Origin of the sequence: Aureispira anguillae (assembly GCF_026000115.1) — a bacterium.
Taxonomy (GTDB): domain Bacteria; phylum Bacteroidota; class Bacteroidia; order Chitinophagales; family Saprospiraceae; genus Aureispira; species Aureispira anguillae.
Map to the genome: position 1 here is coordinate 391834 of NZ_AP026867.1, position 25495 is coordinate 417328.

Sequence of the window (25495 nt, forward strand, 5' to 3'; positions counted from 1 at the left end):
AGTGAATCATTAAAACACTGATTTTGAGCGGCTGTGTTTTTTATAGGAAACCCTTTATTTTTATTTAAAAACACATCTATCCAATGCTAAGGTACAAAGTATAATACTAAAAAAAGACAGTATAACTTGTAAAAGTTGGTCGAATGACCTATGTTTGTAAAGTTGGTCATTTGACCAACTTTTATTGACGCTAAAATAAATAAGATGAATGTATTGATTATTAATGGAAATCCAAGAGGAGAGAGTTATACAGATGCACTTTGTAATGCTTATAAAACAGGTGCCTTAAAAGCTAATGCGCAAGTAAAAATGATTCAACTTAGAGCGTTGGATTTTGATTTGAATTTGACAAGGGATTTTCAGGAAGGGAAAGATTTGGAGGAAGATCTGAAGGAGGCAATTGAGTACCTTAAATGGTGCGATCATATAGTTTGGGTGCATCCTCTTTGGTGGGCTAGTATTCCCGCTCTTATGAAAGGTTTTATTGATCGAGCATTTTTGTCGGGGGTTACTTATCGATATGAAAAGGGAAAAGCGCTGCCTGAACAACTTTTAAAAGGAAAGACAGCTCGTATTATTTGTACTTCAGATTCTCCCAAGTGGTATTATAAGTTTTATTTGGGTAGCCCAGCTACCAAGCAATTAAAAAAAGGAACGCTTGAGTTCTGTGGTGTGAGACCCGTTCGAACATCTTATATTGCTCCTATCCGAAATTCTACCGAAAATTTTCGAAAAAAATGGCTGGATAAAGTGACCAGTTTGGGACAGCAGTTAATATAAATTTAGGCTTAGAAGTTATTTTTTCTAAAAAAAAATAGCTATTATGAGATAGAATGAAATTATAATAGCTTGGTTATTAGTTGGTAAAATTGATTGCTAAGCAAATGAACCCAAAACTAGACATGAACGAAATTTTAGACCATGAACCACAAAAGGAACAGGGGGCTGTGCCAATTCTTATTGTAGGCTTTACGCTATCTGTTTTTATACGACTAATAGGAAGTGTTTTTATACTGCAAAATTGGTTTTATGCTAGGGAGTTGATTGCTGTTAGTTCCTTTATGATGTTATTGTTTTGGATTTTATCTTTAAAAATATTTAGGCAAAAAAAAGATGGCTATTTAAGGTTCTACAGTTTCTTATTTGGAAGTGGGGTTATTGTAAAAATAGTATCTACTATCTTTGGATTGCAGGCTTGGGGATTCAATTGGCTCTTTTTAGGAGGGATTTTTTTCGAACTAGGAGCCCTTCTGTTGCTGATCCGATATTATCTGCTGTTTTATCAACTGAATACATCTACAACAATACTGACCTACCCCTTTTTGATTAGTAGTCCTGTATTTGTAATTGGTTTAGTGTTTAAATTCGAATCTTGGCGATATGCAAGTGAGTTAATTGTTTTGGGGGGCTTATTATTTGTTTTGACAGCGATGTTTCTCTTGATAAGAATATTATTAAAGAGAGAGGTTTCTAACAAAGGAATAAAGAGTCTATTACTGATTGCTGCAATGATTTTAATTATTGGTATAGTTTTTAAAATTCAATCCTGGCCTTTTGCTATGGAGTTGATCACGGTTGGTTTATTGAGTTTATTATTGGGAGTGGGGCGTAGTATTTTTAAACGATCAATCCATTGAATAATTGAAATTACTTAATAATGAGTTGTTTAAGGTCTTAAGCAGCAACAATTATATCTTATTATTAATTTATGCTAAATGGTTATGTGGACAGAAGTGCTAACTAAACTTGATCAACTTAAAGCTTATGATTCACGGCATCAAGTTTTTGGTGCAAAAAATCATCGGTATGAACGAAATGAGCTCTTAAGTGCAGAAAAAATTAGGCAAGCAGCATCCAATTTGGGCGTAGAATTGCCTATAGAATTGGTGGAGTTTTATAAAACGATAGGAAATGGTATCGTAGGACCTTGTTATGGTTTATTGCCCATTGAAAAATTAAGAACTTACCAAGCGGATCAAGTTTATCCAGGAGCAGCTTATTTTAAGGCGCTGGCAAAAAAACATAAGGATGGGCATGTGTATCCCAATGGGAGCTGGGAGTTGGATCAAGATGAGCTAAAAGGATTGTTGGTGATTATTCCCGAAGGAAGTGGTCATGAGATTTGTTTGGCGACTAAAGGGACTCGAAGGGGACAGGTGGTTTATGTTTCAACAAACGGCATGGTTCATGATTCTATATTTAATCTAATTGACTTGTATCACAATTGGTTGGATAGAGAGCTTGAAATTTTTGATTTTATGTTGGATTTATTGGATAAGCAGTTGAAGGAAGAGGAAATCATCCAAAAGGTACGAACAAAATATCAGGTTTATAATGAAAAGGAGCGTCTGCTCGGTTTAATAACATATAGGCAGGACTAACGGATTAATTTATAGGCGTTATTACAAATAATACTCCGTTAATTAGCTAGTGCGCTAGCGCTTATGAGCTCCCTGAGGTCGGTTCGTTACACTCGTGAGATAGTTTTTTGCTTTTTACAACTGTTCTCATGAGCAAAGCGAACTAAAAAAAAGCAAAAAAACATTGCTTTTTCCTTTGCAGCTTTTAGCTGCAAGCTGACGCAGCTCACTACCGTTCGTGTATTCGATTGATTATTACATGAGCTAGCAAAGCTAGGTTATCAAACAACTAATATTCTGAATGGCAAAATTATATCATTTTGATAATTAACTGCGTAGCACTCCTATGATAATCGAATACGATTTTTTAACGGAGTAATGCACAAATGAATTTTGCTAAAAATAGGCTATGTTGATCTTCAGGTTCTTATTTTGTATTGCTCTGCCAAAAGTGTCTTAAGTTGATAATTAATAACAAATATGGATTTCTGTTGATCGAAATAATAAGATGGAAAAACAAAAAAAATTAACAAATATAGATAGAGCTCCTTCCTTTTTTCGTAGAATCTTAAGTATCGTTTTGCCGCTTTTTTTTCTAGGGATTTCAATTTGGTTGGTGGCATGGATTGCAGATGGTCTCATGTTGCGAAATGCAAAACAAGAAGCACGAACCAAACGAGCCGTATTAGCCATTAGGGATAGTGTTCCGTCATTTGAGCAGTTTGGAACAGAGCTGTTTACAGAACCCTATCTAAAAGCGTATTATAGTCGATCCTACTATTTTACACAGAAGGGAAAAACCGATCAAAAAGAACTAATTGTAGCTAGTTTAAGACGCTTGACGACAGAGTTTGATTGCGTGGATATTTTTTTATTGGCGCATACCAATCCCTATTTATATTGGTTTGAAAGTTTGCCTAAAGAACTGCGCAAAAAAATACGATTGGTTTATAATACGGGCTGCCGAAATGCCAATCAAGGAGAGCGATGGTTGAGATTGGGGGCGGATGCATACATTGGACACAAGGGCAAAACTAGTTTGTCTCCTTTTTTTTACGTTTATTTTTTGAGAAGATGGGTGAGTGGTTATCAGCTAGATCAAGCAATTGAAGAATCGAATAAAATTGCTAAGGATGAAATTAATCTATTCAAAGATAAATTGCCAGATCCTGGAGATATGGGATATGTAGAACAAACACATGCCCACCTTTTTGGAGAGCCTACCTTGAAAATTGATGATTTATGAAAATCAACCTACTAAAGCAAATACCTTGGGCCTTATGTTCACTACTCAATCAATTAGTAGTTCTATATGCTGCTTATTATTTGTACGATAAGGACTATGGATATGGTAGTGGTCGAGCGTTTAGCTACTTTCTTTCTTTTAGTTATTTTGTACTGGGGGCAGCAGGGATATTAGGAATCGTTTCTGGGGTACTAGGAATGATCTTTTCAGTCTTGTCAGAGTCTTGGTTCAAAGTCACTCTAAAAATGATTTTAATTTATATTCCTTGTTTGTTTTTATCTGTTGTTTGGGGATACCTTTGGTTGGTTTTATTAGCTTGGATTTGATAAAAATAGCGTTTGGAAAGCAATATTTTGCGATTGAAAATTTAAAAAAACTTCAATCGCAAATTAAATAAAAGAATGGGAGATAGAGTATAGAATTTAAAATAGAGTGTAGTGAATTTTAGTTTCCATGATCTATATTAATAGACACCATATAAAGATAGGAGATAATGCGAGCTTTTTCCACCATTTTGAGTAAGTGGGGCGTTTCATTGTATAAGTGTAACCTATTCTTGTGTAACTGTATCTATGTTAGATAGTAGCCCCTATAACCGTTTAATGGAGGCTACTATCTAAAAAGGGCTATTCAAAGCGTTTGCTTAATTCAACCATGTCCATAGAAATAAATGTTTTATGTCCATTAGGACCAACATAAGGAACTTGACAAGCAAACAATTCATTGATTAGTTGCTGCATTTCTATTGCTGTTAATGACTTTCCTGCTTTAATTGATGCCTGATAAGCCAAGGAACGAGCCAAGTTGTCATATAACTCAATTTTTAAATCTATATTTTGTTTGAATTGCTCTAATAATTGGCTAATAATTAGCTGTTCATTTTGCTGGCTTAACTCACTAGGCAAGCCATGAACAACAAAACTATTGGTACCAAATTCTTTTATATCAAGCCCTAATTCGTTTAGTTGAGGCAATAGTTCTTTTAGCAAAGCAGCATCTCCAGTTGATAATTCAACACTTTGAGGAAAGAGCAATTTTTGAGTGGTTGCTTTTTTGTGCTCAAGTTGATATAAATAGCGCTCATACATAATACGTTGATGAGCCATTTGTTGATCAATGAGTAAAAAACCAGATTTGATAGGACTAACAATATATCGGTTGTGTAACTGATATAAATGCTTGGTTGTTGCACTATCAGAGAGGTTTTTGGATGAAGCGGCAGAGGCTTTGCTAGAAAAAGTCAGTTCATCAGACTCATTTTGTTGCGTAGAAGGGCGGTCTCCAATAGAAGAAGAGAAGAGTGTTTGTTCTTCTTGTTCCAGTTTTTGCCCCTGTTCCATGGCCTCATTTTCGATATTTTCGTAGAGCTTGTCCCAATTTTGGAGATTAGAAAGCTCCGTTTCTGTTTTAGGTTGCTTTTGATGACCAGAAAATGATGATTTGCTAGTATTGTTTACCTTTGACTTAAAGGTTTGATTATCATTTTGAGGGCGGTCAAAAGAAGACTTTAGCACAGAAGGATTTAAATGCGCCTCATCTAAATGTTGAGAAATCCCGCTTTCTACCTCAAAATCAAGGCTAGGAGTAATACTATTTTGAGCTAGGGCATGTCGAGCCGTTACCCGTAGGTAATTATAAACCAGTCGTTCATCCTCAAACTTTATTTCTTGCTTCGTTGGATGAACATTGACATCAATTTTTTTAGGATTAATTTCGAAAAAAACAACGTATAAAGGATAAACCTTTTCGGGTAATAAATCCTCATAAGCGCTTAATAAAGCGTGATTGAGATAGCCACTTTTAATAAATCGATTGTTGACAAAGAAAAACTGATCTCCACGAGTTTTTTTGGCAGCCTCAGGTTTTCCGATATAACCTGTAATCTTTATAATATCGGTATCTTCCTCAATCGGAATCAAATTTTTGTTGACCTTGTTGCCTAAAATTCCTACAATGCGCTGTCGCAAATTAGAAATGGGCAGATGATACAACTTGGCAGAGTTGTGATGCAGAGAGAAAAAGGTATCGGGATGAGCCAGTGCAACATGTTGAAACTCGTCGATGATATGACGCATTTCTACTGTATCAGACTTCAAAAAATTACGTCTAGCAGGAATATTATAGAATAAATTTTTGACAGCGATAGAAGTTCCTGCTGCTGTTTGACAAGGCTCTTGACTGTTTATTTTAGAACCAGAAATTTTAATCTGTATTCCCAGTTCTTCCTGCTGCTTTTTGGTACGCATTTCTACTTGCGCTACTGCTGCAATTGAAGCCATTGCCTCCCCTCTAAATCCCTTCGTCCGAATCGAAAAAAGATCTTCTGTTTGGCGAATTTTAGAGGTGGCATGTCGTTCAAAGCACATTCGGGCATCTGTTTCAGACATACCTATCCCATCATCTACCACTTGGATAAGTGTTTTACCTGCATTTTTGATAATCAGGCGTATGTTCTTTGCACCAGCATCAATGGCGTTTTCCAAAAGCTCTTTGACGACAGAAGCAGGGCGTTGTACTACTTCTCCCGCAGCAATTTGATTGGCAATGTGATCAGGTAATAATTGTATTAGGTCTGCCATGTAATTTTGATTCAATTAAGCATTAAAAAGGTTCAACTAAACAATAAAACATAGTTAAGTAACTACGGAAAACTAATGATTGTAAATTTAACGCATAATCAATTCTGCGTAGTTAAGTAGATGGGTAAAATTAGTACCCTATTAATTAACGTGTATTTTTTTAACCTACAAGGCAAAAACCGAAGCTTTAGCGGGCTAACTAAGCCTGCGACTTCACGCAGCGAAGCAAGTAAAGCGAGGATTTTTAACGCAACTAGGGTGGAAAAAATGCTTAATTTATTCATAATTATTTTTGTCCATCTACTTACTTAATAATATTTCTCCAAAAGCTCATATTCTTGATGCTCCAAGGGAAACCAATATTCTAACAGTTGAGGTAATAAGCTATCCAGTACAATATAACTAGCCATGGACAGCAAAATAATAATTAATAATAATCTAAAAGAAGAAGAAGTCACAAAACTACCTTTTCTATGCGTTCCATCCGAAGATTTATAATTGCCAAACTCTTGGCGGAGTCGCATTTTTGTTAGTGCTCCTTTGGCGTTTGCCTCCTCTCGTCCTTTTATTCGACGTTCTAGTGCTTCTTTATCAGCATCATAATAACGAGGCTTATAACCAAACTCCCGAGGTTGAAACTTAGTGGTACTATTAAATAGCTTGATCATGAACGAACGATTTTTTTACCCTGTAAAAAATAAATGTCCAGTGGACATTTAAGTGAGTGAACCGCAAAAGCGGCGTTAAAATAATCCAAAAACTAAAAACGCCCCCAGAAAACACTACCACTCAAACAAAGCATGAGTAGCAAAAGCGGCGTTAAAATAATCCAAAACTAAAAACGCCCCCAGAAAACACTACCACTCAAACAAAGCATGAGTAGCAAAAGCGGCGTTAAAATAACCGAAAAACTTTACAACAAGTATCCTTCAAAAAACGTTTTCTTATTTAAAAAAAAAATAAAAAAAACTAAAAGATAGGGTTGATAGAATGAATTATATAGAGCATAATTACAATAATAAAAAACATAACAGCAATTAAAATATAAGCAGCTCCTTCTTCTCTGCGTCTATTGATAGATTGCTTGTTAGACGAACTTTTGTTTGAAGTAGGTTTACGAGTATTCTTTTGTTTTGTTGTTTTCTTTTTTTTAGAAACAGGTTTAGATGTTTCCTCTATTGTTTTATTTTTTTTGTCCAAAACTACCTCTTGTCTACGTTTTAAAGCAGCCTCTTGAGGCGAATAAGCCAAATTTTTGATCGACAAAGTTTTGGTACTAATTTTATCAGAATAACGATTAGAGGCACGAAGCTCAATCGTTAGATATTCTTTTGTTGTTGTGGACTCCATCAAACGAATGGTTTGTGTGCCATTAGAAGCAACATCACCAATCATATCAATATGAACCTCCTCTGCGTTGAGTACTTCCCAAGAAATTGTCAAGACTTCTCCCTTTTGGCTTGCCTTTTTAGAAGCAAAAAAAGAAGATATGGTAGGAGCAGGGCCATCTAGTATTTTATCTACTTCGGCTGATAACTCATCTCCCAATGCTTTGTCATACCGAAAGCGTTTATGATCGTCGCTTAATACTTGGTAAGCTTCTTTTATCTGTTGATAGTGCCCTTCAAAAAATGGGTCGTGTCCATTTTTTTCGGGGTGAAATTTGAGCGATAATTTTTGATAAGCACGCTGAATCTCAGCAGCTGTTGCTCTTTTGTTGATGCCTAATATATAGTAGTAGTCTTTCACAAAACAAAGATAAGCTTTTTTGTGTTAAGAAGGAAGTTGTTTTTTAACAAAAAGCATCTTAAAAACAAAGTTATTATTGTTGTGCTCCATAGGTACAGGGGAGTGCAATAAAACCTAATTTTTGAATAAAATCTTGTTCTTTTTTTAGTTGTTTGCGTCTAAGCTTCTCTTTGTGAAAGATGGCTTGATACGTTAAATCTAGTTGCAGTTTATTAAAACGTTGGTGGCCTGAATCTAATTTTTTTAAAAGAATTTTAAGTGCTTTTGGGGAAACCATTTGGGGGTGTAGTTCTATTCGGACAATCGGTGCAACTTGAAACGTTTGTAAATCATAATAAACAGCACCTTTTCGATAAGCAACGACTAGAGCTTGGGCTTCTTGCATTTTTTTGTACAAAAGGTAAGGGTCACCATAATACCCTGCCTGAAACCGATTATTATCTTTGCTTGTAAACGCAAAAATACTGTTGATTTTTTTGTCTATACTATAGACATGGACTCTATCATAATAAGCCCCTTTAGCCACTTTAATTTCCAAATCAAATGTATCAAGAGGTTCTAAGGCTTCGGCTATTGTAATCCAACCCATTTTATCCAACTGAAATCCAAACTTTTTGAGCCTGTATGTTGCTCTTTTGTGCAGCACCTTTTGATAATTTTCTCGTTGCCGTTGAGCAAGGGCAGCTTTCTGTTGGAGTGCTTTATCATGCGTATGTTTTAATTGGCAAAGTTGTTGGCGAGTTTTTTGAAGTTGTTTGCTATAATATTTTCCCAAATTTTTGACAGCAGTTGGCAGATTTTTGATATTTCCCCAATTTTCTCTAGCAAAAGCTTTGAATTGCAGTTGTTGAGGGGGTTTAGTGCCTAATAATTGAGCTACTTTGTCATCGCACCGAGAAAGATCCCAGTCCAAATGTTGTAAATAGACCTCTAAAGCCGCCTGTTCTTGAGCCAAATGCAGGTAATGCATTCGTTGCTCAAATGCTTTAGTAGCAATAAAAGTAGCAGCAAATTTTTTCTTTTTTATAACCTTAATAGCGCCAGGGTCTATCCCTGTACATAAACTAGTGGTGTCCGAAGATTGTCCCTCCCATTGATAAAACTTAAACTGGACATTGGATGGATGGGCGGTTTTTTTAGAGCGTGGATAATGTGGACTAAAGCTGTAATAGAGGCTATCGATGAGTTTTTTATTTGCAGTTTTGTAATTTCTAAAAGGGAGGTTTTGTTCTACTGTTAAGGCAAAATTGGGGGGCAAAAAATCAAGCTCTTTTAAGTCCATTGGAATCAAAAACTGTTTAGGTTTTTGGGAACTCAACCATTGCATTTCTCCTTGTGGATTGCGGATGCCTTCAAAAATAAGCGCATGTTTTAGACCATGAGCTGTAGGAGTTGCAACATAAATAGGTTGATCCTTGTTGAGTATTAATTGTTTGCCATCTTTTGTGGCATTAATGAATAATGTAGCTCCTTTTTGCAGCACTTTATCTTTGTACTGACCACTAATATTGGATTGAATTTGTTCTTCTAAAGAGGCAATATCCACTACTTCAAGTGTGATTTCTTTTTCGATGATACGACCAGTCTGATCCCTAAATGCTGCTTTAGGAATGGATAAAACAGTACCATTGCTAGTTTCTACCACTTGATCTTCTAGACCACTTAACTGGAAAAATTCACTTTTTTTGAAAGTTTCTATAAAAGGATCGTTGGGGTAATACTTTATTTTTTTTGTTAAGTCTTCTATATTGATAATTAGAGATTGCTCTTGATTGGAGTTGGAGGAATTAGAATTACAAGCAATCAAAAATAGGAAGCAAGCAAGAATGATTAGATTGATTTTCATAAATGATGTCAATTTATATTCTATAAATAGTCTATTCATTTTGATGCAATAAGATTCTTTTTTGGTGTGAACAAAAAAGGTCAAACAGCTAAACTTCTTTGCTCCAAAAAGTGATCGGAAAGCTCTTTATCGGAAACGTATGCAAAATAGAAATAAAGGGAAGGAGCATTTTTAGAGAAAAACCGTAGTATGTTAGTGATTAAAATTACATCGCCTGTAGCTTGACCAACTGCTGATATATACCACCCACAGCAAGTAACTCTTCGTGTTTACCCTGTTCGACAATTTTTCCATCTTGCAGAACAATAATTTTATCGACATGTTGGATGGTTGATAGTCGATGTGCAATAACAATAGACGTTCGATTTTGCATGACTCTAAAAAGCGCCTCTTGCACCAGTCGTTCAGAAGCAGAATCAAGAGCAGAAGTAGCTTCGTCCAAGATGAGGATAGGAGGATTTCGAAGGATGGCTCTTGCTATGGTAATTCGCTGTCGTTGCCCACCACTTAATTTGCTACCCCGATCACCAATCGAAGTCTGGTAACCTTTCTCTAATTGAACGATAAATTCATGCGCATTAGCAATTTTTGCAGCCCTTTCTACTTCCTCTTGACTGATGTTTTCGAGACCAAAAACAATATTGTTATAAATGGTATCATTGAACAAAATAGCTTCTTGAGAAACCATACTCATTAAACCCCTAAGGTCTTTGAGTTGATAGTCCTTGATGTTGATTCCATCCAGTAAAATAGCCCCTTGTTCAATGTCATAAAAACGAGGAATTAGGTCAATCAAAGTTGATTTTCCTGCACCAGAAGCTCCTACAAAGGCGATAGATTGACCTTTGGGAATCGTCAAATTAATAGTATCTAAAATAAGGCGATCGGAGTTGTATTGGAAACTAACATTTTGAAATTCTATTCCTGTTTTTAGTTGTTGAATAGCTTGGGCATCAGGGGCATCTTGGATGTGAATAGGATGCGCTAAAATTTGGTGGATTCGCTCAATGGCAGCACTTCCTTTCTGAATGGCATAATAAGCACTAGAGAACGATTTTGCAGGATCAATGATGTTGTAAAACATGGTAATAAAGACCACAAAAGTAGAAGCCTCAAAAACACCTTGAAAAACCAACGATCCCCCAAACATTAATAAAACGACAACAACAGCAACGCCTAAAAATTCTGTTAGGGGAGACGATAAATCTTTGCGCCTCATGATACGAGTCATTGTCCCTTCGTAATATTGATTTTCTGCCTCAAAATTCTGTTCTTGATAAGATTCTGCATTAAAGGCTCGAACAATGCGCAAACCGCCTAATGCTTCATCCAAAATGGACAACAAGCGACCTTGCGATTCTTGTGCGGCTGTAGACTTCCGTTTTAGTGTTTTGGCAATGCCACCAATAATTAAACCAACAAAAAGGATTAAAATAAACGAAAAACCAGTAAGTAGTGGGCTGATATAGAGCATAACAGCCAAGGAACCAATAATCATAATGGGAGATCGGACGATGGTTTCAACCGATTGCAAAACCGACCATTGTATTTCTTGGACATCAATGGTAATTCTAGACATCAAATCACCTTTGCGCTCCTCCGAAAAATAGGAGAGGGGCAAGTACATTAGTTTTTGGAAGACCGCTTGCCGAATGCGTTTTTCTATTCCATAACGCACAGGAACCATGACATAAAGGGCCAAATAGCGAAATAAATTCTTGAATAAAAAGGTTGTAATAACAATGATAGAAACTAAAATTAGCCCTGCATTTTTTCCATTGTCAAGAATGTATTGGTTAAGGGTATTGTTAAAATAAGTTTTGCAATTGGCAATAAAGCCAGTCTCAATTACTTTGGTGGTTTCAACTACCTCTGTTACAAAAAGAATGTCTAAAAATGGTTTTAAAACCAAAAAAGAAGCAATGGTAAATAATGCAGCAAGAACATTAAATAGAATGTTTAATATCGCATAGGATTTATAATATTTTAAATATTGTATTGTTTTCCAAAAATGCTGCATTAAGGTACAATTGATGGTTGAAAAAAGAAGGGAAATCAAATTGGATTACAGGCTGTATTAGAAACCAATAAGATCCAATTCTTCTAAGGTTTCAAAGATTTCATCTAAGTCATCAAATGATTTAACACCTACCTTCTCTTCTTCGCCCCCTTGCAAACTAATTCCATAAGGTTGAACTGTATCCAAAAAAGATTTTAACTCAGCAGGAGGACAACTGATACTAATTAAGATAGCGTATTCTTGACAAAGATCTTGCAGTTTTTTTAGCGCAGTAGGGTTGTTTTTTAGTTGATTCCAATCAATGCCATTTTTTTCTAAATCTAGATAAAAATAATCAACCTGTTCTGCTAAGTCTTTACATTTTGTGGCAAAGTCGTCTAACTTAGATAGCTCCTCCAAAACCCATTCTTTGATCAAAACAACTTGTTTTAGCTGTAGAGCGATTTGATCGTCTGTAAACATGCCCAATTGTACCGCATCTAAGTTGAGTAATTCTATAGAAGCTTGAATTTCATCCAGCGATTGTGCCATCCCAAATTCTCCAACAATTTTAGGACCAACCAACCAATCTTTAATTTCTTTTACATCTTGTGGGCGAGTATAGTTTGCGTGTCCAATTTCGAGCGAAAAACCTAACCATTCCACATTCCAAGCAGCAAAATAACGAGCATCAGTTAAGTTATTAATACTAGTTGCCTTTATTTTCATTTGAGATATTTTTTTTAGTGCAGGATATTTGTTCCAAAGCAAAGGCAAAGATAATAATTTATTTTGAGCTTATAGTAGTCTGTTATTTTTTATCATACCCAATAGATGAGCATGCCAAATCTTTTGGAGCTGGGGTATAATGTTTTAATAGATGGTTGTTTTTTTCCATTTAAATAAAATGGCTTCCAGTGCTTTTACATTGATCGGTTTGGCTAAAAAATCGTCCATCCCAGCCTCTTCGCATAAGCGTTGATCTTCGATCATAGCATTGGCTGTCATTGCAATAATGATAGGTTGTTTATCCAATTCTTGGCGTATGATTCTAGTTGCTTCTAGCCCATCCATAACAGGCATTTGAACATCCATTAATACAAAGTTGAATTGCCCTTCTTTGAGTGCATTGATTGCTTCTTGTCCATTGGTAACGGAATGAACAGTATAGCCCATTTTTTCTAACAACCGTATGGCGAGCATACGATTAATTTTATCGTCTTCAACAAGTAAAATACTTAGGTTATTAGGAACAGTGGTTCGAGGTGTAATAATAGCAGTATCAATGGGGGAGGGCAGTTTAGATTGATTGGGAAGGACATCAAATTTGGCAGTGAAATAGAACGTTGACCCTTCCTTTTCTGTACTTTCAACCCAGATATTGCCTTGCATTAATTCTACAAAACGTTTGGAAATAGCTAGACCTAAGCCTGTTCCACTATTGGTTCTAGTTCTAGAGTCGTCTACTTGTGTAAATGCATCAAATAGCTTGGATAAACTATCTTGAGGAATGCCAATTCCAGTATCTTTGATGCTAAACTCTAGGGTTATTTTTTGATCCACTTTATTAATTCGCTGGATGTATAAATGTATGTTTCCTTGGTGGGTGAATTTGATCGCATTACCCAATAAATTAATTAATATTTGCTGTAATTTGCCCCCATCTCCAGATAAAATATTGGGGATGTTTCGTTCAATATGATAATTCAACGAGAGTTCTTTTTCTAAGGCTTTAGGGTGGTTGATATTAATGGCATCTTCAACACATTGAATTAAAGAAAAAGGATCAATTCTCAATTCTGTTTTGCCCGCCTCTGCTTTGGAATAATCTAATATTTCATTGATAATTTTTAAAAGTCGATTGCTACTGATTTTTATGGTTTGAACATATTCTTTTTGTTCGGTAGTTGGGTTAGAGTTTTCTAACAAAGCAGCCATTCCCATTACGCCATTAAGGGGGGTACGAATTTCATGGCTAATATTTGCTAAAAATCGAGAACGTGCATTATTAGCAGCAATTAAATATTGCTTTTTTTCTTGAACATTTTGGCGTTCTTTTTCATATTCAACCTTGACCAATAAAAGTCCTATAGCCGTAACAATAAGACTGACCAATAAATTTGAAATAGAACAAAAGAGTAGATGTTGTTCGGATAAATCTTGATGTATGACGTTAGGCCAATAAAATTCTATAAAGAATAAAAGAATAACGTTGATAAAAATCAAGAAAAGGAAATGTAAGTAATATTTAGAGGGAGAAGCAATCGCATAAAAACCAATTAGCAATAGATAAAGGTAACCTGTCCCCCCGTCTATCCCATTGGTGAAAACCCAGTTGAAACTAAGTGCAATAAGGCAGTAGAAGGTAAAAAACATACGAATGAAAGGATGCTTTTTTTTGTCTTCGGAGGTTAAAAATAAAATAAAAAAGATAATGAAACTGATAAATGAATTGATGGGAGCCCCTAAATTGGGTTTGATGATAAAACCATATAGAATGAAACAGTAAAAGGAAATAACAGTGACAGCCAATAGGGACTGTTTGAGGATCCGTTCACTTAATGTTAAGTTAGGGTCATATAAATAAATATATTGTTTCATCTTAAGTTGTCAATAGTAATCATCGCTCAATTTCGCTACGAGTTGGCCGTTTGTTGCGCTTATGAGTCGTATATCATTTTGTGTTAGAATACATTTTTTTGTTATTAGGCATTTAATGGAGTGTTGTGAAGTGAGGCTTATAGGACGATTTCATTAGCCTTTCTAGATTAATGAAATAAACAATTTTCTGAATTTGAAAAGAGGGCGTAAAAAAAACCTCAATAGTATAATATAAGTAATACTATTGGAAAGGGGGGGCAAATATACACAAAAAAATAAGATTTTTTTGCTAAAAGCTATAAAAAGCACAAGTTTTAACAACTTATAACTTAATTAGTTGAGAGCATTTTGAATTCTTTGGTTAATATGCTTAAAAAAGATTGAGCATGATAACTTAGGGAGTCTAGCATTTGTACAATTTCTTGTCTGCGCATATCATCCAAATAATAGGTAGCACTGAGTATTAACCAACGATTGGAAAGGCTAAAGGATTCAGCAATTAATTGGTGGTTGGATTTTAAAATAAAGTCGTAGAGATCTGCTAGTTGCTCAAAGTTTTCTGGAATTTGCAAAATAGGCGACATCGTAGCAATAGTGGGTACCTTATCGTCCAAATGAGTGGTTGATTCTTGTGCTACAATGATAATTTGAGCTGTGCCACGATGTAATTTCCACAAATTAGGGTTATTATCTTGTTGACAAACCTTAGGTTGAATGCCTAAACTTAGGATGGCATCGTTGATTAGCTGTCTATGTGATTCTAAAACTGGCATATGTATGTATTATAATTTGACAGGCTATGGTTAATTGATCGTTTTGGGATGATTTTAAACGGTAATTGGCTTAAATTTAAAATCTTAGTTTTCAATAATAGAAGTTGTTTAAAAATGGAATTACTTTGTGAGTGCTTCGCAGTTTTGTTGATAATGAGTACTAATTTTTAGATAAACAAGGCAAAAATTAGCTTCGCTGCTACTTCGTGGTTTCTTCATAGCAGCGCTATGGAGCAAATTTTTAACGCAGAGTAGCTAGAAATTAGCTTTCATTAGCGATGTAAGGCTATTCTTAAACAACTTCATAATTAATAATATAGAAAACTAAGATTTTTAATTTAAAGAAAGGGCAAAAATAAAAAATGTTACTGAATCAAATTCAAAAATTCTTGCTCCGTTAATATGGTAATGCCCAATTCTTGCGCTTTTTTGAGCTTAGAGCCCGCTTTTTCGCCTGCGACCAAAAAACTGAGCTTGGAACTCACACTTCCCACTGCTTTTCCTCCTGCATTGGCCACCATTTCTTTAGCTTCATTTCGCTTTATCTGGGTTAGTGTACCCGTAAAGACAACCGTTTTGCCAGCTAATGGAGCATCTGCTGCAACTTCTTTCTTCTTTTCAGAATCGAGTCGATGGGTATTGACCCCTAAGGCAGCCAGTTCATCCAGTACAGCTATGGTTTCAGGTCGTCCAAATACATCCACTACCTGTTGTGCCACAATAGGACCAATATCTTTTAGCTCGCAAAGTTGTTCAACAGTCCACTGCGCAAGGTCTTGAATTTTTTCTACCTCGGCAACCAATATTTTGGAATTGGTTCTGCCAATATGGCGAATGCCTAAAGCATACAATAAACGATGAGCAGGGTTATTCTTGGTTTTTTCTATGGCCATCTGGAGTTTTTCGGCAGATCGTTGCCCAAAACCTTCAAAAAACGCAATTCTTTTATAGTCTAAGCGATAAATATCGGCTAAACTATTTAGCATTCCTTCTTTGTAAAAACGCTCAATATAAGCCTCCCCAAAGCCATCAATATTCATGGCATTTTTAGAAACAAAGTGAATCATTCTACCCACAATTTGCGCTTCACAGCTAGGATTGACACAACGCCAAACGGCTTCTCCTTCTGGTCGTTCCAATACAGAATCACAGACAGGACAGTTAGTCGGGTACTGTACTACTTGTTCGTTGCCATTGCGCAATTCATCCATTGCTTTTACAATATAGGGGATCACATCCCCCGCTCGTTCCACCAAAACCGTATCGCCAATTCGAATATCTTTCTCTTGAATAAAATCTGCATTATGAAGCGATACATTGGATATGGTTGCCCCTGCTAAATCAACAGGTTTTAAGCGAGCTACAGGAGTAACAGCCCCCGTTCTTCCTACTTGATAGTCAATGCCTGTAAGCTCTGTAGTTGCCTGTTTTGCTTTAAATTTGAAGGCAATCGCCCAACGAGGGTGGTGGCTCGTATAACCACATAATTCTTGCAAACTTAATTGATTGACTTTGACAACCATTCCGTCTATTTCAAACGGATAATCTTCTCGTTGTGCCTGCCATTGGTTGCAATGATCAACGACAGCAGCAATATTTTTGCAAACAGCACGCTCTGCATTAATTTTAGGAACCTTAAAACCCAAGTTAGCCAACAATTCAATTTGTTCATTGTGATTGTCAAACTGATTCAAAACATTGTCTCCACTGGCATTGGTCGCAAATCCCATTTGATAAATAAAAGCATCTAATGCCCGTTCTTTAACTTGTTTAGGATCTTTTAGGCGCAAACCTCCAGTGGCGGCGTTTCTAGGATTCGCAAAGAGCTGTTTTCCTTCTTTTGTACGATTTTCGTTGACTGCATCAAATAAATCCTTGCGAATTAAGACTTCCCCACGTAATTCTACTTTTTGAATGCCATATTTAGAAAAATTAGCACTCAAAGGGATGGTTCGAATGGCTTTGGCATTGGGCGTAATATCGTCACCTTGTGCGCCATTACCACGAGTTGCAGCACGAACTAATAAATCATTTTCATAGACCAAAACAATGGTTCCCCCATCAAACTTGGGCTCAACGCAATAGGTAATATCTTGATCGGTATATTCTGCTTGAATATGCTTTTTTACTCGCTCATCAAAATCGTTTAAATCTTCTGCGTTGTACGAATTTTCAAGCGAGAGCATAGGAGTTAGATGCGCTACGGTTTCAAAATGTTCGGTAAGGTCATTAGAGACTCGTTGCGTAGGCGAGTCGGGACGCAATAAACTAGGAAAAGCCTTTTCTAATGCTTCCAACTTTTTGAATAAACTGTCGTATTCAAAATCACTCAAAATAGGCTGGTCAAGTATATAATAACGCCATTCGTGATAAACAATGACCTCGCACAGTTGTTCAATTTGTGCTTTTGCTGTTGCTTCTGTTTCTGAAACAGGAGCCGTTAAAAGTTGCTTGGAACGCTCAAATAATTGTTTTTGTTCTGGAGCAGAATACATCTGATTTTTTTATCGATTAAAAATGTGTTGGTTAAGATTTTTAGCAATTATAAATGGGGAAAAAGGGGAGTTGCTTATTTTTTAGGTAAAGGAATAACGATGCAGTAGCTTGACGATCAGCTTTTATTGCTGTTGTCACTATTGAGGAGAATTCCACTAAAATATTGGGTTATGTTTAGTGGTTCGTTGTTATTTTAGCAATTGTTATTTATACTCAAAGGCATTCGCCAATTTTTTAGGACATTTTTTGATTACTGCTTGTTGAAATTCTACCAAGAGTTTCTTTTTTTCGTCCTTGTTATAACCTTCGCTATACAATCTAAATTCTTCGGCAAAACATCCTGTTAAATTACTGTTGTAACCAAAACCATCCTTACTATAATTGTAATAAACATTTTCTGTTTTATCGGTACAATTACAAAACTTTTCTGCAAAATCCTCCATGCTTGTTGGATTTAAAAAAGCATTATAAACCACAACCAATAGGATTATAACAATAAAAATAGTTGTTCCAACGATGAGAGGAATTGTGTTTTGATTGACAAAATCCAAAAATTTATCTTTGGTGGATAAGTTCTGAGCGGTAGTATTAGTCTCGTTGGTATCCGTGTTATCGTTTGACATAATTTAATTAAGGCGTTGTTTTTGGCAAAAAAATAGGGCTCTTTAACAGGTTTTGTAATAAGATTTTAACAACTACGATCTATATAATTTATACCCCACTCACTACTTCAAAAGGTAATTTTTTTCGTATTCCACAAAACTCGTTATTAAGCCAGAAATATCAGCTATGACACTGTCTTAACATTACTCCACTAGGAAATTGATACAAGATGCTTTTTTATTAACTGTCTCATGAGCATAGCGAACTAAAAAAGCAGCGGAGTATTAGTCTTAAGTAACTAAACAGTAAATTTAAGCAACCTTTTTGCAACGCTATTAGGTGCAAAAATCTTGGTAAATTTAACGCATAATCAATTCTGCATAGTTACTTATCCTAGATATTGAATGTATAAATATAGGGCAAAGATTTTCTAGTCAATAAGAATCTGATGTCTTTTTTTTATTTTTGCAAGACAAGGCTTTTTATTTTTGCTTTTAAAGTAAATTACGAATTCTATAATAAATAAAGTTGTTGGTTATAAAGGTTTGTAAATCAGTTTTGTGTTATTTGAAAGGGACGACTTTAGTTCTGGTACTATTAATGATAATATCCAATTATGCGGACACACCATTTCATTTTATTAATGCTTGTATTGGGCTTTTGCTCAATTATTTTTTTGTTTAGTAGTTTTCAAGTACCACAGAATAAGACCGTAATTCAGGATCGAATGGCATGGTTTAAAAGCCAACAGATGTTTGATAGTTTAATGCATTACGAGAGCTTGTTGGTAGATAGATTAACAAAAGAAGAAGATCAAGCTTCCTTAGTGGAGAATGGTAAATGGTTTATAGGGACAATGTTAAATTCTCAGCAGGTCTCTATGGCTCAAAAATGGGCTTTATTACAAAACACCTCCGTCTCTAAAGCTTGGGAATATGCTTATAGTAGCCAATTGTATTGGGAAAGTGAAAAGCAAGATTCAGCATATATTTACTTGGATTTGTTGGAGCAATTAACAGAAAAAAAAGAAGCATTGATTTATGCCTATGGCTTTTTTGCCAAAGAGTTCGCCACAAAAAAAAATACCTTACAAAAAGCGTTTGAATATCTAAATCAAGCAGAACAGTTACTCCAAACAACCTCTGATTCAATCCTTTTATATGCTAATCAAGCAACCGTGTATACTGCTATTGGCTATTTTAAAGAAGCGCTAAGAGCAGGGCGGGCTGTTGTTTATCACCAACTCCAAAATAAGTACATAGATTCTGTATCCTTGGCTTTTGCTTATGATCGACTGGCGGAGATTTATTGGGCTCAATCCAATTACGAACAAGCAAAACGATACGCAGGCGAAGCAATTAATTATATGGCAGATCGTTCTGGTTATGCTTATCAGACTGCTAGTATGTGGTACCGTTGGGCTAGCTGTTATTTTAATTTGGAAAACAAACCTTTAGAAACAATCTTGTATTTGCGAAAGGTATTTTCTTTATTGCCCAAAGAGGAACAATTGCCTTCGTTTGGAAAAATGTACATCGATGCCTGCGCTATGATGGCACTTCAGTTTTTGGAAGTAAAACAATTGGACAGTACTCAAATTTATCTTGACGCAGCACAAAAACTTCAAAAAAAATTAGCTTATAAAATTGGAGAAACTGAAGCGATCCAAGCCAAATTGTATTTTGAAAAGGGGGAATTGACCTTGGCAGAGCGAGCTTTTAAAGAAGCAGTTGCCGCAACTAAAAAAGAACATGGAAGCAAAAGCTTATTGACTGCAATTCGAGGGTTAGAATTGGGGAATTATTATAAAACACAAAAAAAATACAAACTAGCCAATAGCGTTTTGGAAGAGGCATTTTGGGCTTTAAGCACCGTTTCTAAATTCAAAACGTTTCCAGCAATGCATACGATTTGTTCTAGGTCAAATGCGATTCAAATCCTTCGTTCAAAAATAGAGACGATGCTGATTTTGTATGAAAAATCTAAGTATAATGTCTCTCTTAAAGACATTTATAGCTCGGCTTTATACAATCTAGATTTGTTGCGAAAGGTAAGCAATACTGCTACCTCCAATACCGATTTTTTAACCTTTAGTGTTTCTGTTTATGAACAGGCAATTGAAGCTTGTGAGTTGTTGTTTCATCATAACCAAGAGCAGCACTATTTGCACGAAGCTTTTCAGTTGGCAGAAGAGTCCAAGGTTGTTTTGTTGCAAAAAATGATGGAAGAACCTAAGGCGCAAAAATTCGGGGGAGTATCTCCTAAATTGATCCAAGCAGAGCTGGAATTGCAAGGTCGTATGGTTTGGTATCAGCAGCGCTATTGGGAAGCAGTACTAAATAAGGATTCTTTGCAAATGAATTGGTATCAGGAACAAATGGCAAGTTTTGATGCTGATTTGGAGGGGCTTAAAGAAGAGTTGAAAATAACAGAGCCGAAATATTATCAGTTTAAATACCAAAACTCAATTGCTAGTTTAGATAGCATTCAACAGACGCTTAGTGATTCTACTATTTTGGTGCAATACTTAGAGGGGAGTCGTTCTATTTATCAATTTATAATTTGCAAAGATACACTTGCTGTTCGCAAGATCTTTTGGAGGACTTACAAACCAACGATCTTAAAATATTACAAGCATTTTACCCACCCCAAATTAAAACAACATAGCCAGTCGGGAGGTTTCAAAGATTTTTGTATCACTTCCTATGAGTTGTATCACAAACTGATGCACCACGAATTGTTGTCCAGCGGCAAACGGCTTGTGATTATTCCTGATGGTTTATTAAATTATATTCCTTTTGGCACCTTATTGACGGACATTCCGCTAGATAATGTTCATAAAATTAACTTTCCCCAATTGGCTTACTTGCTAAAAGAAAAGCAAATTGCATACAATTATTCTAGTAGTTTGTGGCTGCGTGAAATGAATCATCTAAAAGCACCAATTAATCATGAAATATTGGGAATGGCAGCAACTTACACGGATGAAAAAATTGCAGGATTTAGAGCAAAAAAATGGCAAAAGATAAGAAGCCAGTTGACCCAACATGAAGGTAGAGACGCTGAAATGGATTCTTTGTCTAATAATTATGCAGGCGATTTTTATACGGATAGATATGCAACCGAATATTATTTAAAAGATTATGCGGCAGATTATGGCATTTTGCATCTTGCGATTTATGGAATAATTGACCCTGAGTTTCCCGAATATTCTAGTTTGATCTTTGCGGAAGATGCTTATGAAAAAGAGGATAATTTTTTGACCATAAATGAAATAAAACAATTGAATTTGAACACAGATATGGTCGTGTTGAGTAATTGCCAAACGGGGTATGGTCCTTATCAAAGAGGTGAAGGGCTCATTAGTTTGGGGCGGAGTTTTATGTATGCTGGCAGCCCTGCTGTGGTCTTGTCTTTATGGGAGCAAAATGATGAAAGTACTCCAATTTTGATGGATTATTTTTATGAAAATCTAAAACATAAAATCGACAAAGACGAAGCGTTGCGCCAAGCAAAATTACGTTACCTAAAATCGACAAAGGGGCTAAAAGCACACCCTGTTTATTGGGCTGGATTTATTACAGTTGGAAACTATCAAGCAATAGAGGTTGAAGAGCCTGTTGTTTACATCTGGTGGTTTATTATTCCTATTGCTTTCTTAGGATTTTTAGGCTGGTGGAGCATGCAAGCTTTGAGGCAACGAAGATAGTAGAAATGATATTTTTAGTGATGAGAAGGGGCAAAAAATCCCATCTTCCAAGGTTTGTACTTGGCAGGAACAAGCTTAAAATGTTGTTTTACCTGTTGTTCGGTTCGCAAGAAAACCAATCCCATAAAAAACAAGTCAATACTTAAGGTAACCTGAGAATGCGCTTTGATTTTTTCCCATGCTGTTTCCATTTCTGCTGACCAATGAATGTCATCAAAAACAAAGACCGTATTGGGATGACTATAAGGCAAGCAGGTTTCAAAATAGGAGAGGGTTGGAGCCATTTGATGATTGCCATCAATAAAAACATAATCCAATTCTTGCATATCTTCTAAGACCTTGGGCAGGGTATCCTTAAAATCGCCAACATATTGATGAATTTGTTCTGCTTTGAGTTTCTTAAAATTAGCAGCGGCTACTTTTGCAATATTTGGACAACCCTCTAAGGTATAAAAAGGAGCATTTCTCAAAGGGATGTATTGATACAAAGAACTTAGGCCCAAAGAAGTCCCCAATTCTAACCGATTTTGAGGTTGTAAATAATGGATAAGCCGAAATAAAAATTCGCATTGCCATTGCGGAGAAACCGCTGTTTTGGCGATGCTAGAAATGCTTCTAGAAGGAGAATTATTGACTCTAGATCCTGCTCCCAAATCGGTTACCGATAACATAGAAGGATCTTTTTCTAAGGTCATTCGCAAACGTTCTAAGGCTCCAAAATCATAATAAATACGATCATCCTCTATGACTTCTTCTATCAAGGAAAAAACAAAGGGAGAATGAATGGTGTATTTGGTTTGTGCTTGGCTATAAAACTTAAAAAAACGTTTAATGATGCTCAAATTTCAACGGTTATAGATAGGTGAACGTTAGTTGTTGTTAGAATGATATTGAGCGTTAAATATAGGATATAATTTGAAGATGTAAAAATTTGAAAATAACCGATGTTGTTACAGTATCAAATTTTCAAATTTTTACATTATCAAATCAAAGAACCACAACCAACTAAAAAGTAAAATCAGCTCGCAGGGTAAAGTTTCTAGGCGCTTCTAACTTACCTGGTTGGATCGCATATTCATCATTCAGAACATTGTTCATCAAGAGCGAAAGCTTTACCAGTTTGGCTATTTTGTACGCAACACGGGCATTTAAGACATAAGAACCTGTATTGTTTGCTGCTCTAAAGTCATGAATTTTGGTAAGTGGATTTAAAGGAGTTCCTGCTCCATCCAAAAATTTATCAATTGCTTCCATAAAGGATAAATATTGGAAGGTAAAGCCCAAAGAAATATTTTGGTAAGTCGCTTGCCCATCAAATTTAACCGTATGTCTATTTCTATATTTTAAGATGTTGCTCGTAGAAGTAGAATATTCCTTAATATCAGCTTGAACAATGCTGTCTTCAAAGTTTTTATATTGAGGATTAAGAAGCGTGTATCCTGCCATCAATTGAATATCAACAGGACCAATATTTCCTTCTCCCATTAGAGATACATCTACCCCTGTAACTCGTGTATTCCCAATGTTTTGAACTTGAAATGCAATCGGCAAATTAAAAAATTGAGCGTTGATTTCACGAGAGGCTTGGAATTCCATCATGTCTTCATATTCAGACCAAAATCCTGCAATGTCTAAGAACCCTTGCCATTTCCCAATTTTAAATCCTTGTTTAACGCCGATTTCTGCACTCCATCCTTTTTCTGATTTTAGACCAGGATTAGGCGCAACGGTGATACCACCTGTACTGGTAGAAATAAATTTCTCCAAAACAGTAGGAAAACGATAACCTTGTCCCCAAGAAGCTCTGAAAAAAGTAGCTTTTCCAAGTTGATAACTGGCTCCTACTCGAAAAACAGGTTGGTGCTCTACGGTATCTTTTAATTCTATGTGTTGTTCGCCAAGTGATTGACCATTAAAAGAGAGGGTATAATGTATAGAATCAGGATATGTTGTGGTGTTGATTTCGTAACGAGCTCCTATCGATATATTTAATCGTTTGAAAAACTTTTTGTCTACTTGCAAGTAAGCAGCAAAATTATTGTGATTATAACTAGCACCAGAATAAACTTCAGCAGTTGAAAGAATGCTACTCCCCACTAAGCCAGCCGCTACTTCTAAGCCTCCCAATTGTTCAAATTGACGCAAGTATTGATATTCTCCATAGAACATGCTAGAAGAATTACTTTGTTGAGCATCATTGTTGTTATCAATATAATAATAACGAAACTGTGCACGGTGACGATTAGAAAATTTGTCGTAATAAGTCACGGCAGGATCAATGGTCATGCGGAAATTTTGACCTCTTGGAGCTGGGTCAAAGTCCGTTTCGTAAAGCCCTAAATTGGGGTCAACTCTGGCGTGGAATAAGAACACGTTTTGGCTCCCCATATTGACGTTCGTATTTAGGCTGAAAATAAGATTTTCGCTATGGCGATAACGCAAATTAGCTGTTACTCTAGCCTTGTGGTCATAGCCTACGGTAGAGTCAATTTCATTGTTGATTACTCTATAGCCACGCATATAAGATTGATTGTAAAATAGGTTAGAACCTAAAACGACATCAAACTTTCCAATTTTGCGTCTGTGAGCGATTTGAAGCCCCGTTTCAAAGGGCATATTTTTGCCTGTCCACCACTTGTTTTTAGCATCTTTAGGATCTCCATACATAGTACCAAAAAGACTCACTTTGGTAAATGGCTTTTTAGTGGGTTGAGCCGTACGTATATTGATGACCCCATTCATGGCAGATGAACCATACAAAGCAGAAGCAGAGCCTTTTAATACTTCCATTTGTGCAATGTTTTCAGTAGGCAAATCTTTCCAGTTGGGAAGCCCTGCATCAGCTTGCATAGCAGGCATGTCATCCATCAAAATAAGCACTCGGCTACCAGTACCTTGTGCAAATCCAGCCCCTCCACGAATGGTTACTTGATCTCCCATCGTATTGACACCAGGAACTTTGTCCAAGACTTGATTCACGGCATTAGCATTGGTGTTTTCAATCAAATCGGGCGATACAATTGCCAAGGATACGGTAACTTCTCCAAGCGGTTTTTTGAATTTAGAACTGGTTACAGTAGCCTGTGTAAGAATGGTAGCTTCTTCGCTCATTTCAATGTTCATGACCACCGTTTTGCCTGCTTCAATTGTAACCGTTTTGGATTGAGGAGCATAGCCCAAATAACTAAAATTGATGATGTGCTCGCCAGCTTCTAGTTCTAAGGTGTATTTACCATCTATATAGTCACTTGTACTTGCGATAGAACCTGTCCTTACATTTACGCCTAATAAGGATTCTTTGGTCAAGGAATCTGCGATGATTCCTGTAATAATACCTGTTTGTTGGGCTTGTACCCAAATAGGTGCTCCTAAGATCAAAATCAGGAGAAAAATAAGAGTAGTAAAACCTTTCATAGCCTTTACTTTTGTTATTATTATTTTACCCCTTTGTTTAAAAAGAAGTAAAATATTATGTTATAAAATTCTTTTAATAAGAAGTGTTTTATGAGAAAAAACAAATGTGGGATTCATTCT

18 protein-coding genes are annotated in these 25495 nt (G+C 36.0%); 6 read left to right on the forward strand and 12 right to left on the reverse strand.

Annotated elements, in window-relative coordinates; genetic code table 11:
- The first annotated feature begins 204 nt into the window (after positions 1–204).
- The 5 genes from AsAng_RS01470 to AsAng_RS01490 all read left to right on the forward strand — a co-directional run bounded on the left by AsAng_RS01470 (position 205) and on the right by AsAng_RS01490 (position 3932).
- Positions 205–780: an NAD(P)H-dependent oxidoreductase gene (locus AsAng_RS01470; protein ID WP_264790994.1), complete on the forward strand. Its 576-nt coding sequence runs from the start codon at positions 205–207 to the stop codon at positions 778–780.
- 122 nt (positions 781–902) lie between these two features.
- On the forward strand, positions 903–1637 hold the full coding sequence (locus AsAng_RS01475) for a hypothetical protein (protein WP_264790995.1): 735 nt from the start codon (positions 903–905) through the stop codon (positions 1635–1637).
- Positions 1638–1721: 84 nt separating this feature from the next.
- The gene (locus tag AsAng_RS01480) at positions 1722–2381 is read left to right on the forward strand and encodes an SMI1/KNR4 family protein (protein WP_264790996.1); all 660 of its coding nucleotides are present in this window, start codon (positions 1722–1724) and stop codon (positions 2379–2381) included.
- A gap of 487 nt (positions 2382–2868) precedes the next feature.
- Positions 2869–3606, forward strand: coding sequence for a hypothetical protein (locus AsAng_RS01485; RefSeq protein WP_264790997.1), 738 nt, complete (start codon positions 2869–2871; stop codon positions 3604–3606).
- A complete protein-coding gene (locus AsAng_RS01490) occupies positions 3603–3932 on the forward strand; it encodes a hypothetical protein (RefSeq protein ID WP_264790998.1) in 330 nt (109 codons plus the stop codon). Before AsAng_RS01485 ends, AsAng_RS01490 begins: the two co-directional genes overlap by 4 nt.
- A 300-nt stretch (positions 3933–4232) precedes the next feature.
- Here the strand turns inward: AsAng_RS01490 and mutL are convergent, their stop codons facing one another.
- The 10 genes from mutL to AsAng_RS01540 all read right to left on the reverse strand — a co-directional run bounded on the left by mutL (position 4233) and on the right by AsAng_RS01540 (position 18272).
- Entirely contained in the window at positions 4233–6185 is a 1953-nt protein-coding gene (gene mutL / locus AsAng_RS01495; protein ID WP_264790999.1) for a DNA mismatch repair endonuclease MutL, read from the reverse strand.
- A gap of 308 nt (positions 6186–6493) precedes the next feature.
- Entirely contained in the window at positions 6494–6853 is a 360-nt protein-coding gene (locus AsAng_RS01500; protein ID WP_264791000.1) for a hypothetical protein, read from the reverse strand.
- Positions 6854–7154: 301 nt separating this feature from the next.
- Positions 7155–7934 carry a J domain-containing protein gene (locus AsAng_RS01505; protein WP_264791001.1) on the reverse strand — a complete coding sequence of 260 codons (780 nt, stop codon included), beginning with the start codon at positions 7932–7934 and terminating at the stop codon, positions 7155–7157.
- Between the two features lie 73 nt (positions 7935–8007).
- On the reverse strand, positions 8008–9780 hold the full coding sequence (locus tag AsAng_RS01510) for a hypothetical protein (RefSeq protein ID WP_264791002.1): 1773 nt from the start codon (positions 9778–9780) through the stop codon (positions 8008–8010).
- 205 nt (positions 9781–9985) lie between these two features.
- The gene (locus AsAng_RS01515) at positions 9986–11800 is read right to left on the reverse strand and encodes an ABC transporter ATP-binding protein (protein ID WP_264791003.1); all 1815 of its coding nucleotides are present in this window, start codon (positions 11798–11800) and stop codon (positions 9986–9988) included.
- A gap of 57 nt (positions 11801–11857) precedes the next feature.
- A complete protein-coding gene (locus tag AsAng_RS01520; RefSeq protein ID WP_264791004.1) occupies positions 11858–12508 on the reverse strand; it encodes a beta/alpha barrel domain-containing protein in 651 nt (216 codons plus the stop codon).
- Positions 12509–12652: 144 nt separating this feature from the next.
- Complete coding sequence (locus AsAng_RS01525) at positions 12653–14380, reverse strand: ATP-binding protein (RefSeq protein WP_264791005.1); 1728 nt, start codon at positions 14378–14380, stop codon at positions 12653–12655.
- Between the two features lie 329 nt (positions 14381–14709).
- Entirely contained in the window at positions 14710–15153 is a 444-nt protein-coding gene (locus tag AsAng_RS01530; RefSeq protein WP_264791006.1) for a YbjN domain-containing protein, read from the reverse strand.
- A gap of 365 nt (positions 15154–15518) precedes the next feature.
- Complete coding sequence (gene ligA / locus AsAng_RS01535; protein ID WP_264791007.1) at positions 15519–17648, reverse strand: NAD-dependent DNA ligase LigA; 2130 nt, start codon at positions 17646–17648, stop codon at positions 15519–15521.
- A 204-nt stretch (positions 17649–17852) separates the two neighbouring features.
- Complete coding sequence (locus AsAng_RS01540) at positions 17853–18272, reverse strand: hypothetical protein (RefSeq protein ID WP_264791008.1); 420 nt, start codon at positions 18270–18272, stop codon at positions 17853–17855.
- Between the two features lie 731 nt (positions 18273–19003).
- Between AsAng_RS01540 and AsAng_RS01545 the strand changes: the two genes are divergently transcribed.
- Positions 19004–21961 carry a CHAT domain-containing protein gene (locus tag AsAng_RS01545; RefSeq protein WP_264791009.1) on the forward strand — a complete coding sequence of 986 codons (2958 nt, stop codon included), beginning with the start codon at positions 19004–19006 and terminating at the stop codon, positions 21959–21961.
- A gap of 14 nt (positions 21962–21975) precedes the next feature.
- On the opposite strand, the gene AsAng_RS01550 is transcribed toward AsAng_RS01545, so the two are convergent.
- Positions 21976–22803 (reverse strand): O-methyltransferase, encoded by an 828-nt coding sequence (locus tag AsAng_RS01550; RefSeq protein WP_264791010.1) that lies wholly within the window; start codon positions 22801–22803, stop codon positions 21976–21978.
- A gap of 163 nt (positions 22804–22966) precedes the next feature.
- A complete protein-coding gene (locus AsAng_RS01555) occupies positions 22967–25375 on the reverse strand; it encodes a TonB-dependent receptor (RefSeq protein WP_264791011.1) in 2409 nt (802 codons plus the stop codon).
- Positions 25376–25495: the final 120 nt, after the last annotated feature.

Coding starts and splice junctions, on each gene's coding strand:
- AsAng_RS01490 (WP_264790998.1), top strand. CDS start 3,603: ATGAAAATCAACCTACTAAAGCAAATACCTTGGGCCTTATGTTCACTA.
- AsAng_RS01475 (WP_264790995.1), top strand. CDS start 903: ATGAACGAAATTTTAGACCATGAACCACAAAAGGAACAGGGGGCTGTG.
- AsAng_RS01525 (WP_264791005.1), bottom strand. CDS start 14,380: ATGAAACAATATATTTATTTATATGACCCTAACTTAACATTAAGTGAA.
- AsAng_RS01540 (WP_264791008.1), bottom strand. CDS start 18,272: ATGTCAAACGATAACACGGATACCAACGAGACTAATACTACCGCTCAG.
- AsAng_RS01480 (WP_264790996.1), top strand. CDS start 1,722: ATGTGGACAGAAGTGCTAACTAAACTTGATCAACTTAAAGCTTATGAT.
- AsAng_RS01520 (WP_264791004.1), bottom strand. CDS start 12,508: ATGAAAATAAAGGCAACTAGTATTAATAACTTAACTGATGCTCGTTAT.
- AsAng_RS01510 (WP_264791002.1), bottom strand. CDS start 9,780: ATGAAAATCAATCTAATCATTCTTGCTTGCTTCCTATTTTTGATTGCT.
- AsAng_RS01500 (WP_264791000.1), bottom strand. CDS start 6,853: ATGATCAAGCTATTTAATAGTACCACTAAGTTTCAACCTCGGGAGTTT.
- AsAng_RS01555 (WP_264791011.1), bottom strand. CDS start 25,375: ATGAAAGGTTTTACTACTCTTATTTTTCTCCTGATTTTGATCTTAGGA.
- AsAng_RS01470 (WP_264790994.1), top strand. CDS start 205: ATGAATGTATTGATTATTAATGGAAATCCAAGAGGAGAGAGTTATACA.
- AsAng_RS01530 (WP_264791006.1), bottom strand. CDS start 15,153: ATGCCAGTTTTAGAATCACATAGACAGCTAATCAACGATGCCATCCTA.
- AsAng_RS01515 (WP_264791003.1), bottom strand. CDS start 11,800: ATGCAGCATTTTTGGAAAACAATACAATATTTAAAATATTATAAATCC.
- AsAng_RS01545 (WP_264791009.1), top strand. CDS start 19,004: ATGTTTGATAGTTTAATGCATTACGAGAGCTTGTTGGTAGATAGATTA.
- mutL (WP_264790999.1), bottom strand. CDS start 6,185: ATGGCAGACCTAATACAATTATTACCTGATCACATTGCCAATCAAATT.
- AsAng_RS01485 (WP_264790997.1), top strand. CDS start 2,869: ATGGAAAAACAAAAAAAATTAACAAATATAGATAGAGCTCCTTCCTTT.
- ligA (WP_264791007.1), bottom strand. CDS start 17,648: ATGTATTCTGCTCCAGAACAAAAACAATTATTTGAGCGTTCCAAGCAA.